This window comes from Nocardioides sp. YR527 (genome assembly GCF_900101045.1).
GTDB lineage: Bacteria > Actinomycetota > Actinomycetes > Propionibacteriales > Nocardioidaceae > Nocardioides.
Window position 1 is genome coordinate 93,900 of record NZ_FNFN01000008.1, and the last position, 13,894, is coordinate 107,793.

Annotated in this window: 13 protein-coding genes; 6 read left to right on the plus strand and 7 right to left on the minus strand. The window is 70.3% G+C overall.

Annotated elements, in window-relative coordinates:
- Positions 1-9: 9 nt before the first annotated feature.
- The 6 genes from BLT25_RS23000 to BLT25_RS23025 are packed head-to-tail and all read right to left on the minus strand — an operon-like array spanning position 10 to position 6,982.
- On the minus strand, positions 10-1,008 hold the full coding sequence (locus BLT25_RS23000) for an SDR family NAD(P)-dependent oxidoreductase (protein ID WP_091051038.1): 999 nt from the start codon (positions 1,006-1,008) through the stop codon (positions 10-12).
- A complete protein-coding gene (locus tag BLT25_RS23005) occupies positions 1,005-2,351 on the minus strand; it encodes a TIGR01777 family oxidoreductase (protein WP_091051041.1) in 1,347 nt (448 codons plus the stop codon). The genes BLT25_RS23000 and BLT25_RS23005 overlap by 4 nt, the downstream gene beginning before the upstream one ends.
- Positions 2,348-3,697, minus strand: a complete 1,350-nt coding sequence (locus BLT25_RS23010; protein WP_091051044.1) for a cryptochrome/photolyase family protein — start codon at positions 3,695-3,697, stop codon at positions 2,348-2,350. Before BLT25_RS23010 ends, BLT25_RS23005 begins: the two co-directional genes overlap by 4 nt.
- The gene (locus tag BLT25_RS23015; protein WP_091051046.1) at positions 3,694-4,962 is read right to left on the minus strand and encodes an SAM-dependent methyltransferase; all 1,269 of its coding nucleotides are present in this window, start codon (positions 4,960-4,962) and stop codon (positions 3,694-3,696) included. The genes BLT25_RS23010 and BLT25_RS23015 overlap by 4 nt, the downstream gene beginning before the upstream one ends.
- Complete coding sequence (locus BLT25_RS23020) at positions 4,959-5,714, minus strand: DUF1365 domain-containing protein (protein WP_256328745.1); 756 nt, start codon at positions 5,712-5,714, stop codon at positions 4,959-4,961. Before BLT25_RS23020 ends, BLT25_RS23015 begins: the two co-directional genes overlap by 4 nt.
- Entirely contained in the window at positions 5,711-6,982 is a 1,272-nt protein-coding gene (locus BLT25_RS23025) for an NAD(P)/FAD-dependent oxidoreductase (RefSeq protein ID WP_091051050.1), read from the minus strand. Before BLT25_RS23025 ends, BLT25_RS23020 begins: the two co-directional genes overlap by 4 nt.
- 103 nt (positions 6,983-7,085) lie before the next feature.
- On the opposite strand from BLT25_RS23025, the gene BLT25_RS23030 reads away from it, so the two are divergent.
- Positions 7,086-7,523, plus strand: a complete 438-nt coding sequence (locus BLT25_RS23030; RefSeq protein ID WP_091051053.1) for an SRPBCC family protein — start codon at positions 7,086-7,088, stop codon at positions 7,521-7,523.
- A gap of 8 nt (positions 7,524-7,531) precedes the next feature.
- Entirely contained in the window at positions 7,532-8,431 is a 900-nt protein-coding gene (locus BLT25_RS23035; RefSeq protein ID WP_091051056.1) for a MerR family transcriptional regulator, read from the plus strand.
- On the opposite strand, the gene BLT25_RS23040 is transcribed toward BLT25_RS23035, so the two are convergent.
- Positions 8,428-9,606, minus strand: a complete 1,179-nt coding sequence (locus BLT25_RS23040; RefSeq protein ID WP_091051059.1) for a dipeptidase — start codon at positions 9,604-9,606, stop codon at positions 8,428-8,430. The genes BLT25_RS23035 and BLT25_RS23040 overlap by 4 nt on opposite strands.
- Positions 9,607-9,741: 135 nt before the next feature.
- Here BLT25_RS23040 and BLT25_RS23045 point away from each other — a divergent pair, with 135 nt between their 5' ends.
- The 4 genes from BLT25_RS23045 to BLT25_RS23065 all read left to right on the plus strand — a co-directional run bounded on the left by BLT25_RS23045 (position 9,742) and on the right by BLT25_RS23065 (position 13,893).
- Positions 9,742-10,800, plus strand: a complete 1,059-nt coding sequence (locus BLT25_RS23045; protein ID WP_091051061.1) for an Lrp/AsnC family transcriptional regulator — start codon at positions 9,742-9,744, stop codon at positions 10,798-10,800.
- Between the two features lie 22 nt (positions 10,801-10,822).
- Positions 10,823-11,206, plus strand: coding sequence for a DoxX family protein (locus BLT25_RS23050; protein WP_091051063.1), 384 nt, complete (start codon positions 10,823-10,825; stop codon positions 11,204-11,206).
- Positions 11,207-11,934: 728 nt separating this feature from the next.
- Complete coding sequence (locus tag BLT25_RS23060) at positions 11,935-13,209, plus strand: HNH endonuclease signature motif containing protein (protein WP_091051067.1); 1,275 nt, start codon at positions 11,935-11,937, stop codon at positions 13,207-13,209.
- 105 nt (positions 13,210-13,314) lie between these two features.
- The gene (locus BLT25_RS23065) at positions 13,315-13,893 is read left to right on the plus strand and encodes a hypothetical protein (protein WP_143033832.1); all 579 of its coding nucleotides are present in this window, start codon (positions 13,315-13,317) and stop codon (positions 13,891-13,893) included.
- Position 13,894 lies beyond the last annotated feature (1 nt).

Below are 13,894 nucleotides of genomic sequence, written 5' to 3' on the forward strand. Positions count from 1 at the left end.
ACATCGGGGCTAAGGCCCGTCCAGGCCGGCGGCGGCCGCCGCCCAGCTCCACAGCGCCTCGGCCTCTCCGCGACCCGGGCGGGTCGCCGACCGATAGCTCGTGGGACGTTGGCGGCGGTCGTGCCAGAAGGTTCCGGACGGCGGGGTGGGCTCGGTGGCCGCGAGCCACACCGCCGTGTCCGCACCCTCCTCGGCCGGGCGCAGCAGCGGTCGGCTCAACGTACGGAAGGCGGGGAGCGATCGGGCGAGGCCCGGTGTGTCCGCCCAGCCGGGGTGCATGACGAAGGTGGAGATCCGGTCCGGCGACCACCGCCGGTCCAGGATCGGTGCCAGCTCCACCTGCATGCGCTTGGACCTCGCGTACGCCACGGCACCCTGGTAGGTGCCTTGCTCGAACTCGGGGTCGTCCACGGGAAGCGGCTGGGTGTACATCCCGCCCGAGGCGACGAAGACCTGCCTGGCGCCGTGCTCCGAGCGGCGCAGGGCGGGCAGCAGCTGCTCGGTCAGCCGGATCGGCCCGAGCACATGGGTGGCGACGGAGAGCTCGTGCCCCTCGACCGACTCGGTCCGCTCGGGCGGCATGACCCCCGCGTTGTGCACGAGCACGTCGAGAGCGGTGCGTCCGCCGTCGCGCGCGCAGAAGTCTTCGGCGAACGCGTCGATCATGGCCGGATCGGAGACGTCGCAGCGCTCGGTCAGAAGCTCGGCGGTCCGCCCCTCGACGCGCAGCACCCGCTCGATCCGGGCGACCGCGGGGGCGGCGCGTTCGGGTGAGCGTACGAGGACGTGGACGCGGGCACCGAGGCGGGCCAGGCCCAGCACGGTGGCCTCGCCGAGACCGCTCCCGCCGCCGGTGACCACGGCGGTCCGCCCTGCCAGCGATCCGGGACGCGGGTCGCTCTCGGCCCAACGACGGCGACGGATCGCGTAGCCGAGGCGGGAGTAGCCCAGCAGGACCGTGCGGTCGAGCACGCGGTCGAGACCCTGGTCCGGCGCTGTCCGGCTCATGCGCGCACGCTCCCGAGGACGTGTCGCAGCGCCTGCTCGGCCTCGACGAACCGGAAGCGGTGCTCGAGCCCGAGCAGCCGTTGCGGGACCACCCGCTGGTTGGCGAAGGCCACCTCCTGGGCTCCCTCCCTGCCCAGGAGCAGGCGGGGGCCGAACGAAGGTGTCGGCAGGACCGCCGGGCGGTGCAACGCCCGCCCCAGGGCAGCGGCGTAGGCACGCTGCCGCAGCGGGGTGGGCGCGACGGCGTTCACCGGACCCGAGAGACCGGGATCCACCAGAGCGCGGTGATAGATGTCGACGAGATCGTCGATCGCGATCCATGACTGCCACTGCTCCCCCGACCCCATCGGGCCGCCGAGGCCGGTGGCGAACAGAGGCCGCTGCAGGCGTAGCGCCCCGCCCCGCGGGCTCTGCACGATCCCGGTGCGCACCAGGACGACCCGCATGTCCGCGTCGACCGCGGCCAGTGCCGCCTCCTCCCAGTCGCGGACGACGTGGGCGAGGAAGTCGTCCCCGGTCGTGGAGTCCTCGGTGAGGACCTCCTCGCCGCGGTCGGCGCCGTAGATCCCGATCGCCGAAGCGCAGACGAAGACGCCCACGCCGGCCTCCGCAGCGGCCCGGGCGAGCAGACGGGTCGGCCCGATGCGAGATCCGCGGATCAGCTCCTTGTGTCTGTCGGTGAAGCGGCCGGCGATGCTGTGCCCGGCCAGGTGGACGACGGCGTCGACCCCGGCCAGCGAGGCCGGGTCGGGGTAGTCCGGGTCCCAGGCGCGCTCGTCGGGCGTGCTCGGGCGGTGGCGCACCAGGCGGACGACGGTGTGCCCGCCGGTGGTCAGGAAGGCCGAGACGGCGCTGCCCACCAGGCCGGATGCGCCGGTGACCGCCACGGTGAGCCGAGGTGTGCCGGCCGCCGAGCGGTGAGCCGCCAGGTCGTCGGCGAGCTGACGCTGCCGGTAGGCGAACATCGGCTCGAGCAGTCTCCTCGGCAGTGTCGTCGTGACCCTGTCGACCACGGCGGTGCCCTCAGCGGCGCTCTCGAAGTCGTGTCGATGGTGCCACGACACCGGCACCAGGAACGGGCGCGAGACCAGGCGGTCGGCGAAGCTCTGCTCGGCGACGTACTCCTCGGGCAGGTGCTGGGCCACCCATCGCCGGCCGGCCGGGAAGTCGAGCACCGCGGTGCCGCCGGCGAGGTCCTGGGCCTCCTCGGCGATCCGGACGGGCTGCCACGGGGGCACCAGCCGCTGGAACGCGCCGGGTCGGCCGTGCCAGTCGAAGACGACGTCGGCCGCGTCCGGCACCGTGTGCCGGAACTCGTGGGTCGTCGTACGCAACAAAGTCATAAGGTCGAGTCCTTCAGCTCTGTCAGCCGGGCCAGCGCCTCGCGGCGCTCCTCGGCATGGTCGACGACGCGTTCAGGGTAGCCCTTGGCGAACCCCTCGGGGTGGCGCCACGGCTCGTGGGCCGCCTCGCCCGGAAGGTGACGAAGCTCGGGTACCCAGCGTCGGACGTAGTCACCCTGCGGGTCGAACCGAAGCCCCTGGGTGACCGGGTTGAAGACTCGGAAGTAGGGCGCGGCGTCGGTTCCGGTCCCGGCCGCCCACTGCCAGCCGTGGGAGTTGGACGCCAGGTCGCCGTCGAGGAGATGGTCGAGGAAGTGTCGCGCGCCGGCCGGCCACCAGATGTGCAGATCCTTGACCAGGAAGCTCGCGACGACCATCCGCACCCGGTTGTGCATCCAGCCCTCCGCGAGCAGCTGGCGCATGCCGGCGTCGACGAACGGGAAGCCGGTCGTGCCCGACTTCCATGCCTCCAACAGCTCGGGGGCATCGTCGTACTGCATGCCTCGCAGGCTGTCCCGCAGGTCACGCCAGGCCGAACCGGGGTCGTGCCAGAGCACGTCGGCGTAGAACTCGCGCCAGGCCAGCTCGGCGACGAAGCGCTCGACATCCTCCGCGGAGGCACCGCTGCCGTGCGCGCCCAGATCGGCGAGCAGCGTACGCGGGTGGATCTCGCCGAACTTCAGGGCCGTCGAGAGGCGGCTGGTCCGGTTGAGGTCGGGCCGGTCCCGGGCCGTGGCATAGCCGGCCAGTTCCTCGGCGCAGAAGTCCTCCCACCGGTGGAGCGCCGCCTGCTCACCGACCTCCTGATCGAGATGGTCGGGATGGTCCGGCAGCGGGTCCGACTCGAGCTTCGTCATCCACTCGACCTGCGGGTCACCGGCGGGCGCCCTCCAGCCATGCTCTCGCCAGGCCCGCAGGAACGGTGTGAAGACGCGATAGGGCGCCCCGGTCGCGTTCCGGACCCTGCCCGGGGTCACGGCGTAGGGGCTGCCGGTGCCGACCAGGCCGATGCCGGCGTCCGCCAGCCGTTGCTCCACGGCCTCGTCGCGGCGCCGGCCGTAGGGGGTCGTCTCGGTCGAGATGTGCACCCGGCTCGCTCCGGCCTCGGCGGCGACCTGGGCCACCACCTCGGCCGGGTCGCCCTGACGGATCACCAGGGCACCTTCCATCTCCTCGCGCAGTGCCGCGAGCGAGGCCAGCAGCCGCCCCCACCTCCGCCCGGAGCCGGCCAGGCGCGGGTCGAGCACGAACAGCGGCACCACGTGCCCGTCGGCGGCCGCGGCCTGCAGGGCGGGATGGTCCCCCAGCCGCAGGTCCCGCCGGAACCACATCACCGACGTCGTCATGAGTGGTCCCGTCCGCCTGCCTCCAGGCGGATCTGGGCGACGTCGATGGCCTCGGCCCGGAAGCCCGCCTCGCAGTAGGCGAGGTAGTACTCCCAGGTGCGGCGGAACTCCTCGTCGAACTCCTCGGACCGGATCGCCGGCCACGCGGCCAGGAAGGCGGAGCGCCAGCGACGCAGCGTCTCGGCGTAGTCGGCGCCGAACCTGTCGGTGCGTGTCACGGTCAGGCCGACGCGGCCGGCCTGCTCGGAGATCGCGGTGGTCGACGGGATCAGTCCGCCGGGGAAGATGTGCTTCTGGATCCACCCGTAGGAGTTCCGGGTCGCCAGGTAGCGCTGGTGCGGCATGAGGATCGCCTGCAGCGCGATGGCGCCGCCGGGACGGACCAGGCGGGACAGGGCGGCGAAGTAGTCGGGCCAGTAGCGCTCGCCGACCGCCTCGATCATCTCGATGCTGACCACGGCGTCGAAGGTGCCGGTGGCGTGTCGGTAGTCCTGCACCACCACCTCGACCATGTCGGTGTATCCAGCATCCTCGATCCGCTCCCTGGCCAGCGCCGCCTGCTCGACCGACAGCGTGATGGTGGTGACCCGGGCACCGCGACGTGCCGCCTCGATCGCGAGGGTCCCCCACCCCGTGCCGATCTCCAGCACGTCGTCACCGGCGCCGACGCCCGCCAGGTCGAGGGCGGCGTTGACCTTGCGCAGCTGCGCTTCCTGCAGGTCCTGGTCGGCGACCGGACGGGTGCGATCGAAGAGAGCCGAGCTGTAGCTGAGGCTGGGGTCGAGGAACGCGGCGAACATGTCGTTGCCCAGGTCGTAGTGGGCCGAGATGTTCTCCCGGGTGTGCTCCACGGCGCCGCGCTGGTCGGCGGGGATCGGCAGGTCGACGAGGCGGCGCAGCCGCAGCATCCAGCCGGGAAGCAGCCCGGAGAGGCGTTCGGCGTACGGCGCCAGCGCGTCCGCGAGGTCGGTGCCCTCGGCCGCATGCCAGTCTCCGGCCGTGTAGGCCTCCCCGATGCCGATCTTCGGGTTCTCCGCGAGCCGTCGGTAGAGCGACTCCGGGCGCTGTACGACGATGCCCGGCCGCCCCTCCGTACGCGACCCGCCCCGCTGGTTGAGCAGGCCGCCGTCCGGGAGCACGACGTCGACCGGGATCCGCCGGGTCACCAGACGCAGAACCTGCTTGGCGACACCGGCTCGTACGCCCGCGGCGGCCGCGGGCTCCCTGTGTACCGGCAGCTCGAGCGACACCGGCTCTGCACTCATGATGTGACTTCCTTCGGTGGGGCGGGACGAGGGACGACGGGCAACCTGCGCAGCCACAGCCGGATCCCGTGGAACCGGATGAGCGCGCTGACCCGATGGGGCATCAGCAGGTGGGTGAGGCTGACCCGCAGCAGCGCACGACGCGTCGCGGGCTCCGGGGTCCCACGGGTGGTCGCGGTGAGCACGCGTACGCCGTCGCGGTCGAGCCCGACGGTCACCGAGACCTGTCCCGGGTCGACCTGTAGCCGGATGTCATAGGTCCCGGCCACGTCGTTGAACGGCGAGACGTAGAAGGCCTTGTCGGTGCTGGCGTGTCCGCGTCGATCGATGTCGAGCAGGTAGGCGTGACGGCCGCCGTAGGTGTTGTGCACCTCGAAGACGACCGCGCGCAGCACACCGTCGTCCGACTGCACCCAGAAGACGGTGAGGGGGTCGAAGACATGGCCCAGAACGCGGGCGTTCGCCAGCATCAGCACCCGGTCGGTCGGCGCGAGGTCGACGCCGCGACCGGCGAGGAACGCGCCGAGGTCGCCCCGGACGCCATGTCCCGACGAACCCCCGTCGAGATGGTCCTCGGCGCGGAACCCGGCCAGTGGACGCAGCCAGAACGGGAGCAGAGGCAGGTCGTCGACGTCGATGAGCCACTGGTAGCTGCGGTGGCGGAACGCGTGCCGCAACGGCACCTGCCTGGTGTGGCTGACCTGGCCGACGACCAGCGCGGGCACCTCGGGAAAGACCGGTGACGGGATCACCACGTCACCCCGAACGCCTCCGCCGCCTCCACCCCGGAGCGGCAGCCGTCCTCGTGGAAGCCCCAGCCGAGGTGGGCACCGGCGAAGGCCAGGCGAGGTCCGCCGGCCGTACGCAGCCGGGCCGCCGCCGCGACCGCCTCGGTGGTGAAGACCGGGTGCTCGTAGCTCATCCGTGCGGTGACCTTGGCCGGGTCGACATGCTCGGTGGCGTTGAGCGTCACCACGTGCTCGTCGTGGTCCTCGAGACCCTGGAGCCGGTTCATCCAGTAACTGACGACCACCTTGTCGGCGCCACCGCCGCACGAGGCGAGGCGATAGTTCCAGGACGCCCGGGCACGGGGCGAGGCCGGCAGCAGGGCGGCGTCGCGGTGCAACCAGGTCTCGTTCCGCGAGTAGCCGATCGCAGCCAGGTCGGCCTTCTCCTCGGGGGTGGCGTCGGCCAAGAGCCTCAGGGCCTGGTCGGCGTGGGTCGCCACCACCACGCGGTCGAAGCGCCTGGACCCGGCCTCCGTACGCACCTCGACCCCGTCGGCGTGCCGCTCCACGGCGGTCACCGGTTCGCCGACACGGACCTCGCCCACCCGCTCGGCGATCTTGTCCACATAGGCACGGGAGCCGCCCACGACCGTGCGCCAGGTGGGCGACCCGGTGACCTGGAGCATCCCGTGGTGGTCGAGGAAGGCGAACAGGTGCCGCGCCGGGTAGGCGGCAGCGTCCTCGTCACCGCAGGACCAGACACAGGAGACGAGCGGCACCGCGAAGTGCTGGACGAAGTAGTCGCTGAACCCGCCCTCGTCGAGGAACTCCCCCCAGGTCAGATCACTGTCGGTCTGGAGGAGGCGGCGGGCGCGGCGGTGGAACCGCGGCACCTGCGCCAGCATGCGTACGAAGCGCGGGTCGCCGATGCGACGGGGGTCGGCCAGGATGCCGCCCAGACCTTTGCCGCCGGCGTAGGAGAGGCCGCAGTCGTCACAGACGATGCTCATGCTCATCTCGGTCGGCCGGGTCTCGACACCGAGCTCCCCGAACAGGCGGATCAGGTTCGGATAGGTGCGCTCGTTCATCACGATGAAGCCGCTGTCCACGCGGAGAACAGCATCGGACGCCGTCGAGACGTCGTGGGTGTGCGCATGGCCACCGAGCCGCTGATCGGCCTCGAAGAGCGTGACGTCATGGCTGCGGCCGAGGAGGTACGCCGCGGTCAGTCCCGAGACTCCACCACCGATCACGGCGACCGTCGACCGTGGTGTGTGGGCCGCTCGGCTCATGGGGATCTCCCTTGTCAGGCAGCGGCACGGCCGCTGGCTAGTTTCGATAATCGAACGTACAATGTTTGTACAAGGTATGTCAAAGGTTTGAAAGGGGCACAAAATGAGGATCGATCGAACCGTGGAGACCTCCGCACCGACTTCCGAGGTGTTCGACTTCCTGGCCGACTTCACCAACACCGAGGAGTGGGATCCGGGCACGGTTCGCACCGATCGAATCTCCGGGGACGGCGGGGTGGGGACGGCGTACGCGAACACCTCTCGCTTCCTCGGACGCAACACCGATCTCACCTATGTGGTGGAGGTCTACGAACCCGGCACACGCGTCGTGCTACGCGGCGAGAACAAGACGGTCGTGGCACATGACACGATGACCTTCGTCCCGACAGCCACGGGCGGCACATCCGTGCGTTACGTGGCCGAGTTCGAGCTGAAAGGCATGGCCAGGATGGTGGCCCCACTGCTGACCCCCGCATTCACCCGCCTGGGTGACTCCGCCTCCGAGCAGATGCGCACGACCCTGGACCGACTGGCCCGGTAGCCGAGCAGATGTACACCATCAAGCACGCGGCACAGCGGGTCGGCATCACCACCGCGACGCTTCGTGCCTGGGAACGCCGGTACGGCGTGATCGCTCCCCACCGGACCGAGAGCGGTTACCGCCTGTACGGAGATCGAGACGTCGCGGTGCTGCGCTCGATGAAGGAGCTCGTGGACCAGGGATGGTCGGCCAGCCTGGCGGCGGCGGAGGCGATCCGGATCGATCGCGCGCAGCCTGCCCACCCGGTCGCCGCGGACACGCGGGGCGACGGAACCGGCCCCGCCCTCGACCTCCCCGAGCGGCTGACGAGCGCCGCGTCAGCGCTCGACACCACCGGCCTGGCCGCGACCCTGGACCAGGTGTTCGCCCTCGGCGGCTTCGAGACGGTGATGACCGACCACGTCTTCCCCGCCCTGGAGGAGCTCGGGGACGCCTGGGCGGACGGGCGGGTCAGCATCGCCGGTGAGCATCTGGCCTCGAACGCGGTGATGCGACGGCTCGCCCTCGCGTACGAGGCGGCGGCCGCCCACGGCCACGGGCCTCGCATCGCCCTCGGGACGGCACCCGGAACCCGCCATGAGATCGGTCTCTTCGCCTTCGCCGTCGCCGCCCGACGCCACGGCATGGACACCGACTACCTGGGCGCGGACCTGCCGGTCGACGACTGGCTCGGCGTCGTCGACGATCCCGCCCTCGCCGCCGCGGTGCTCGTGATCCCCACCACCGCCGACATCATCGCCACCGCCGCGGTGATCACCGCCCTGCACGACCACCGCCCCGATCTCCTCGTGGCTGTCGGCGGAGGACAGCAGAGCCACGCTCCCGAACCCGCCGTACGCCTGGGTCACGACATCGTGGCCGGCGCGAGGACCCTTGCTGCCCTGATCTCCGCGAGGACCTCTCCCTAGTCGGGCAGCGTGGCGCGGAGCACGCGCACGGTGTTACCGCCCATGATCGCCGCCACCTCGGTCTCGTCATAGCCTCGGTCGACGAGCTCTTGGGTGATGGTGGCCAGATCGCTGGTGTCCCAGCCGACGGTGGTGGACCCGTCGTAGTCGCTGCCGAGGGCCGCCGTCTGGATGCCACCGACCTCGACGACATGGTCGATGGCGTCGACGACGGCCTCGACGGTCAGGTCGCACACCGCGGCATCCCAGTATCCGACGCCGACGACGCCGCCGGTCGCGGCGACCCCGCGTACCTCCTCGTCGGTCAGGTTGCGGTTGACGTCGCAGGTCGCCTGTACGCCGCCGTGGCTGAGCACGACCGGCTTGGTCGCCATCGCGAGCATCTCGGCGACCGCGGCGTGGCTGGCATGCGCGATGTCGACGATGATGCCGCGACGCTCCATCTCGGCGAACACCTGGCGCCCGAGATCGGTGAGGCCGCCCTTCTCGACACCGTGCATGGAGCCGGCCACCTCGTTGTCGAAGAAGTGCGTGAACCCCGCCATCCGCATGCCGGCGTCGTAGAGCGTGTCCAGGTTGTCGAAGTCGCCCTCGAGGTTCTGGAGACCCTCGACCGAGAAGAGCGCACCGGTGACCCGCTTCCCGGCCTCACGGTCGGCGATCAGGGCATCGAGGTCGGCACGGGTGCGGATCAGCCGCAGCTTGCCCTCGGAGTCCGCTGCCGCCTTGTCGAGCTTCTGGGCGTGGTAGAGCGAGCGGTCGAGCAGCGATGTCCAGGTGCGGGGCGGCTGGAGCTGGGCGAAGGTCAGCAGCGTGATGTTGTCGGTGTCGCCGGTGTTGCTGTCGTAGTTCTGCCCCTTGGGCGACTTCGACACCGACGAGAACACCTGCAGCGCGACGTTGCCGTCCTCCATCCGGTGCAGGTCCATGTGACCCCGGTCCGAGTGCTCGAGGAGGTCGCGGTCCCACATCAGGGTGTCGCTGTGCATGTCGATGACCTGCAGCGAGTCGTGCAACCGGCGCGTCTCGGGAGTCACCTCCGGCAGGCTGGCCGGACGGATCTTGTTCTGGCCGTTCTCCACGATCCCGGGTGCCAGCGCGAAGAAGCCGACCCCACCGATGACGAGAATGGTGAGTACGGCCAGGAGCAGGCGCTTCGTCCAGCGTCGGGTCATGTTTCTCGGAGTCCTCTCGGGCAGGCTCGGAACGGCCGAGCTCACGGCGGGGACGAGTATCGCGGCGGGCGTGTCGGCGGCCGGTGAATTGGACCGAATCGCTCGTCCGGCAGGGCCATCGGACAGGATGTGACCATGGCGACACTGGATGAGGACGACTTTTCGCTCATCCACGCACTCCAGATCAGGCCACGCGCATCCTGGACCGACCTCGCCACCGCGCTCGGCACCTCCCCTGCGACCCTGAGCCGCCGCTGGGACAGGCTGCGCGCCGACGGCAGCGCCTGGGTCATGGGTCATCCGAGGATCCGGGGGCACGACGGAGCCAACCTCGCCATCGCCGAGATCTCCTGCGTCGGAGGACGGGCGGGCACCCTCGCCCAGGAGCTCGCCGCGTGGCCGATGATCATCACCATCGAGGAGGCCGCCCGCGACTTCGGCCTGATCGTGACGGCCGTCGGTCTCGGCCCCGGCGACATGCCCAAGCTGCTGCTCGACGACCTGTCCGCCCTCCCGGGCGTTCTCGGCGTACGTGCTCACCACGTCGCCCGGCTCCACGTCGACGCGAGCAGCTGGCGGGTCGGCGGGCTCGATCCCGAGCGCGCCCGTACCGTGGCTCGGATCCCGGACCACGCCGGCGCCACGTCCACCCCGGTCAACCCGTGGGCCGAGCCGTACGCCGCCCTCACCCAGGCGCTCATCCGCAACGGCCGCAGCAGCGCGGCCGACATCGCCCGCCAGACCGGCCGGCCGCTGTCGACGACCCGCCGCCAGCTCGGCCAGCTGCTCGGCTCCGACGCCCTCACCTTCCGCTGCGAGGTCGCCCAGGGCCTGACCCCGCTGCCCATCGTCGTGCAGACCTGGTGCCGGGTGCCGGTCGGCTCCGTCGCCGAGTGCGTCATCCGCCTCCGGGCCACCCCCGGCGTACGCCAGGTCGTCGGCCTACCCGGGCCGACGAATCTGCTGATCAGCACCTGGGCCCGCTCGGTCGAGAGCGCGATGCTCCTCCACGAGCACCTCCAGCGCGACCTCGCGCCCCTCGAGGTGGTCGAGTCCGCGATCGTCCTGCGCCAGATCAAACGCCTCGGCTGGAGGCTCGACGACCTCGGCCGCTCCACCGGGACCCTGGTCCCCTACCCGCCGAGCACCGACCGCACGTCACACGACGGGGAGCCGTCTCGTCTCCAGGGGTGAACCCACAGATCAGGAGAGAGACATGCACATCGCCCTTTGGATCATCGCCGGACTGCTGGCCCTCGTCGCCCTCACGGGCGGCATCACCAAGACCTTCGTACCGTTGGACAAGCTGTCCCAGCACGACGGCGCCGCCTGGACCCGCGGCGCCAGCCCGACCTTCGTCCGTACGCTCGGCGTACTCGAGATCCTGGCCGCCATCGGGCTCGTCCTTCCCGCCGTGCTCGGCATCGCGCCCGTCATGGTGCCCGTCACCGCCGCCTGCTGGATCGCTCTGATGATCGGCGCGATGATCACCCACGGTCGTCTCGGCCAGGCCAAGCTGGTGATGGTCAACGTCGCCTACCTCGCCCTGGCCCTCTTCATCGTCATCGGCCGCTTCGGCACCACTCCCTTCACCGCCTGATGCTCGTCGACTCGGCGCATCTGTCTCGTCGACGGGTGCCGAGTCGGCGCATCTGTCTCGCCGACGAGACCGCCTCCGCCGCTGGTCGAGCCGCCCGCCCCGCTGGTCGAGCCGCCCGCCCCGCTGGTCGAGCCGCCCGCCCCGCTGGTCGAGCCGCCCGCCCCGCTGGTCGAGCCGCCCGCCCCGCTGGTCGAGCCGCCCGCCCCGCTGGTCGAGCCGCCCGCCCCGCTGGTCGAGCCGCCCGCCCCGCTGGTCGAGCCGCGAGCGCTAGCGAGCGTGTCGAGACCAACACGGTCGCTTCCGGGTCTGGTCGGGGTGTTTCGACGTTGTTGAGTTCGTCCTGGCAGTTGTCGGGGACTGTTTCTTCTTGGGACCGAGGGCCGCCGACCCTTTCTGGAGGGTGTTCTCGATCTGGTCCGGCGTCAAGGACGCCCTGCGGGCGCCGGCTTCGCCGGCCGCTTCGCGGTCCTGGACTCCGGACCAGATCGAGAAAAGACTTGGCTGGCTATCGGGGCGGCGGCCCGGGTGTGGCGCAGCGGAATCCTGCTGGAACAGTGGGGCTTGCGGGGGTGGAGGGGTGGCCCTTCGGGCCACTTACCATCCACAGAAGCGGGGCCGTTCGCTCACCGCGAAAATAGCGTCTGACCTGCACCTATAGGTGGCTAGGTATCCCCTCGCGGGCGTAGAATCAGACCCATCACGACACACCTCTGAGGGGAGGGATCACGATGAGTCTGGACCGCGACGTCGACCACTGGGGCAGCCACCCCGGTGATGCGATCGACGCTGCTCTTGCTGCCATCGAGTCCTCCCTCCAAGACCTCCTCGCGAGTGATCCTGCCTATTGGCGGACCTCGACGAAGAAGGACCTGCTGGCCCGGCTCGAGATCATCCAGACCCAGCAGGCCGCATTGAGATTGCGGGTGCTCGCCTCGTCCGGTGATATCGCCGAAGAGACCGGCGACAAGGACGCCTCCGCCTGGATGCGCGCCGAGCTCCTCCTCGACAAAGCGGTAGCCAGGTCGCAGATCAAACTCGCCACCAAGATCGCCACGTACGAGCTCGTCGCCGACGGTCTCGCCCAGGGTGTCGTCTCCCCGGACAAGGCCCGGGTGATCACGAAGGTCCTGGACAAGATCGAGGCCGACCCGGTCGCCAGCTCCGAAGACCTGACCCTGGCCGAAAAACTCCTGGTCGACCACGCGACCAGGCTGACTGCGAACGAGCTGGCGATCGTCGGCCGGAAGATCCTGACCGAGATCGACCCCGCCCGGTTCGAGGACGCCGAAGCCCAAGCGCTGCTCGCCGAAGAGGAACGGGCTCAGCAGAGGACCGCGTTGCGGGTGTGGGACAACCACGACGGGACCGTCGGGTTCGACGGTGTGCTGCCGGTCTCGATGGGGATGAGGTTCAAGCGTCTGGTCGAGGCCTACGCCCAGCCCCGCAAACAACAACTCGTCGGCAAGGGTGCCCCGCTGCCGCCGTGGGAGCGGCTGATGGGCCAGGGCTTCGCCCGCCTGTTGGAGACCCTCGATCCCGCAGCGCTGCCCCGCCACGGCGGCGACGCCACCGTGGTCAACGTGGTCATCAGCCTCGAAGAGCTCCGCAAAGACCTCGGCACCGCGACCCTGGGCTACGACGAGACCAACGGGACCACCATCACCGCCGCGGAGGCCCGTCGGATGGCGTGTAACGCGACCATCATTCCCTGGGTGTTGGGCAGCGAGGGTGAGGTCCTCGACGCCGGCCGAGCGAGCAGGTTCTTCCAACCGATCCAGCGCAAGGCACTCCGGCTGCAGGCCAAGTGCTGCCAAGCCGAGGGCTGCGACATGCCACCCGAATGGTGCGACGCCCACCACCTCGACCCGTGGGCGGCCGGCGGCAAGACCGACCTCAAAGACGCGGCTCTGCTCTGTCTCCATCATCACCGCCTGGCCCACGCCCCGGCGTACGTCCATGAGCGGTTGCCGGACGGCACCATCCGGTTCACCCGCCGCCCTTGAATCCGACCATGACCGCGGGCCACTTTCCATCCACAACCCAGCCTCGATCCGAGTTGTCCACAGCCTCGAGGTCGCTCCTTGCTCGGCTCATGCGAGGCGAGAATCGTGGCGCCCATGGGATACCAAACAGACTTCGTCGGATACCTGCAGATACTGCCTGAGCTCAACGAGGACGAACGCGAGCTCGTCACCCGGATCTCCGGCTCGGTCTTCGTCGACCGCCGCGAGACCGGGGTGCGAGCACTCGACAACGACAACGCCGCTGTGCTGGCACTCCAGAGAACGGCACCTCGCGGATGGTCCAACTGGTCGGCGTGCCCGCAGGGCTGCTGTCTGAGCTACGACGGCGGGGACAAGGCGAACCATATGGTGCCTTGGCTGAAGTTCCTCATGTCGACATACCTGACGCCGGGCGCGGCCGCTTCCGGCCGCGATGGGTTCGAGACCTTCACCTGCGATCACGTTGCCAACGGGATGGTGGTCGGTTCCAGAAGGGACAACCGGGAGCTCTATTCGATCACGGCGCGCGACAACGACATCGAGGTCGAGCTGCTCTGGCCGGGGGTCAAGGACTGGAGCAGCTACCCACCGCTTGCCTACCAAGCCGAGATCGACCGCTTCCGCCAGTGGGTGGTCGATCAGCCGGCGGTCGACACTCCAGAGGACTGGCCGCGATGGTCCTAGA